This window comes from Nocardioides ginsengisoli, assembly GCF_039537225.1.
Taxonomy (GTDB): Bacteria; Actinomycetota; Actinomycetes; order Propionibacteriales; family Nocardioidaceae; genus Nocardioides; species Nocardioides ginsengisoli.
The window spans coordinates 12,727-15,342 of record NZ_BAABAC010000012.1 but is presented as its reverse complement, the minus strand read 5'-3'; the positions used below and the strand labels follow the sequence as shown (position 1 = coordinate 15,342).

Genomic DNA, 2,616 nt, shown 5'->3' with positions numbered 1-2,616 from the left:
CACCGCACTCGGCGGCAAGTCACCAGCCGACCTCGTGCCCAACCTGCGTGGACAGAACACCTAGCTCCGGTGGGAGCGGATCCAGTGGTCGGGCGGTACGTCGGGACGGCCCGGCACCGGCTCCGCGGACTCGGTCCACGCGCCGCCCCAGGCGTCGGTGGCGACCGCGCGCCAGAAGGCGGCGGCGGGAAGGTTGTCGCGCTGGAAGGGGATCTCCCACGGCCCCGGATGGCGGTCGACGACCGCTCGCGCGACCGCGCGCCCCAGGCCGGTACGGCGGGCAGCGGGCACCACGAAGAAGGCCTGCATCACCCGCGCGTCGGCGTCGAGCCCGCGGACCAGCGCGAAGGCGACCGGCGCGTCCTCACCCGTGTTGGGGTGGGGCTGCCAGGCCAGGTAGCCGCACCGGTCGGGCGCGGGGTACTCGTCGAGCCACTCGTGCCGGTAGCGCCCGTCGGCGTACGGAAAGCCGTTGACGACCGCGCCGAGGTCGTGCCGGAAGTCCTGCCACAGCCACGCGACGACGTCCCACTGGTCGTCGCGGACCGGGCGCAGGCTCACTTCTTCGGCTTGTCGCCGGCCGGGCCGCTGGTGGACAGCGCGGCGACGAAGGCCTCCTGCGGCACCTCGACGCGGCCGACCATCTTCATCCGCTTCTTGCCCTCCTTCTGCTTCTCGAGCAGCTTCCGCTTGCGGGTGATGTCACCGCCGTAGCACTTGGCGAGGACGTCCTTGCGGATGGCGCGGATGTTCTCGCGGGCGATCACGCGGGCGCCGATGGCGGCCTGGATCGGCACCTCGAACTGCTGGCGCGGGATGAGGTCCTTCAGCTTGCCGGCCATCATCACGCCGTAGGAGTAGGCGGCGTCCTTGTGGACGATCGCGGAGAAGGCGTCGACCGGCTCGCCCTGGAGCAGGATGTCGACCTTGACCAGGTCGGAGGCCTGGTCGCCGGAGCGCTCGTAGTTGAGCGAGGCGTAGCCCTTGGTCTTGGACTTGAGCTGGTCGAAGAAGTCGAACGCGATCTCGCCCATCGGGAGCGTGTAGCGCATCTCGACGCGGTCCTCGGAGAGGTAGTCCATGCCGAGCAGGTTGCCGCGCTTTTGCTGGCACAGCTCCATGATCGTGCCGATGTAGTCGGCGGGCGCGAGGATCGTGGCGTTGACGATCGGCTCGCGGACCTCGGCGATCTTGCCCTCGGGGTACTCGCTCGGGTTGGTGACGATGTGGACGGTGCCGTCCTCCATGTGCACCTCGTAGACCACGTTGGGCGCGGTCGAGATGAGGTCGAGGTTGAACTCGCGCTCGAGCCGCTCGCGGGTGATCTCCATGTGCAGCAGGCCGAGGAAGCCGCAGCGGAAGCCGAAGCCCAGCGCGCCGGACGTCTCGGGCTCGAAGGTGAGCGCCGCGTCGTTGAGCTGGAGCTTCTCCAGCGCGTCGCGCAGCGTCGGGTAGTCGTCGCCGTCGATCGGGTAGAGGCCCGCGAAGACCATCGGGTTGGGGTGCTCGTAGCCGCCCAGCGGCTCGGTCGCCTGGCGCGAGGACACGGTGACCGTGTCACCGACGCGCGACTGGCGGACGTCCTTGACGCCGGTGATGAGGTAGCCGGTCTCGCCGACGCCGAGCTTGGCGGCCTTCATCGGCTCGGGGCTGATCACGCCGACCTCGAGCATCTCGTGCAGCGCGCCGGTCGACATCATCTTGATCTTGTCGCGGTGGGACAGCTCGCCGTCGACCACCCGGACGTAGGTCACGACGCCGCGGTAGGTGTCGTAGACCGAGTCGAAGATCAGGGCGCGCGCCGGCGCGTCGGCGTCACCGACCGGAGCCGGGACCTGGCGCACGATCTCGTTGAGCAGCCGCTCGACACCCACGCCGGTCTTGGCCGAGGTGAGCAGCACGTCCTCGGGCTCGCAGCCGACGAGGTTGGCCAGCTCGAGGGCGTACTTCTCGACGTTGGCGCTGGGCAGGTCGATCTTGTTGAGCACCGGGATGATGTGGAGGTCGGCGCCCATGGCGAGGTAGAGGTTGGCCAGCGTCTGGGCCTCGATGCCCTGGGCGGCGTCGACCAGCAGGATCGCGGCCTCGCACGCCTGCAGCGACCGCGACACCTCGTAGGTGAAGTCGACGTGGCCCGGGGTGTCGATCATGTTGAGGATGTAGGTGCCGGGCTCGGCGCCCTCCTCGTTGCCGTCGACGACCGTCCACGGCATCCGCACGGCCTGCGACTTGATGGTGATGCCGCGCTCGCGCTCGATGTCCATCCGGTCGAGGTACTGCGCCTTCGCCTCGCGCTCGCCGACGACGCCGGTCAGCTGCAGCATCCGGTCGGCCAGCGTCGACTTGCCGTGGTCGATGTGCGCGATGATGCAGAAGTTGCGGATGATCGCCGGGTCGGTGTGACCCGGCTGCGGGGCGGAGGATACGGACATGGTCCGGCCATTCTTCCAGGGTCGGGCGGGTTCAAGAATTCGCCGCCCGCGGTTCACCCCCGACTCCCCTGTCGCGCACCCCCGCGTTCGCCCGGAGGCGATGGTCTGGGCGCATGACCTCGGACTCCCCTGACCTCGCCTCCCGCCGCTCGATCCTCCGCGGCGCCGCGCTCCTGGCCGGTGC

The 2,616-nt window shown here is 69.7% G+C and carries 2 protein-coding genes; both read right to left on the bottom strand.

The window, feature by feature from the left end:
* Positions 1 to 60 precede the first annotated feature (60 nt).
* Positions 61 to 561 carry a GNAT family N-acetyltransferase gene (locus AB4880_RS06475; RefSeq protein WP_367918396.1) on the bottom strand — a complete coding sequence of 167 codons (501 nt, stop codon included), beginning with the start codon at positions 559 to 561 and terminating at the stop codon, positions 61 to 63.
* Entirely contained in the window at positions 558 to 2,432 is a 1,875-nt protein-coding gene (gene lepA / locus AB4880_RS06470) for a translation elongation factor 4 (RefSeq protein WP_367918395.1), read from the bottom strand. The genes AB4880_RS06475 and lepA overlap by 4 nt, the downstream gene beginning before the upstream one ends.
* Between the last annotated feature and the right edge of the window lie 184 nt (positions 2,433 to 2,616).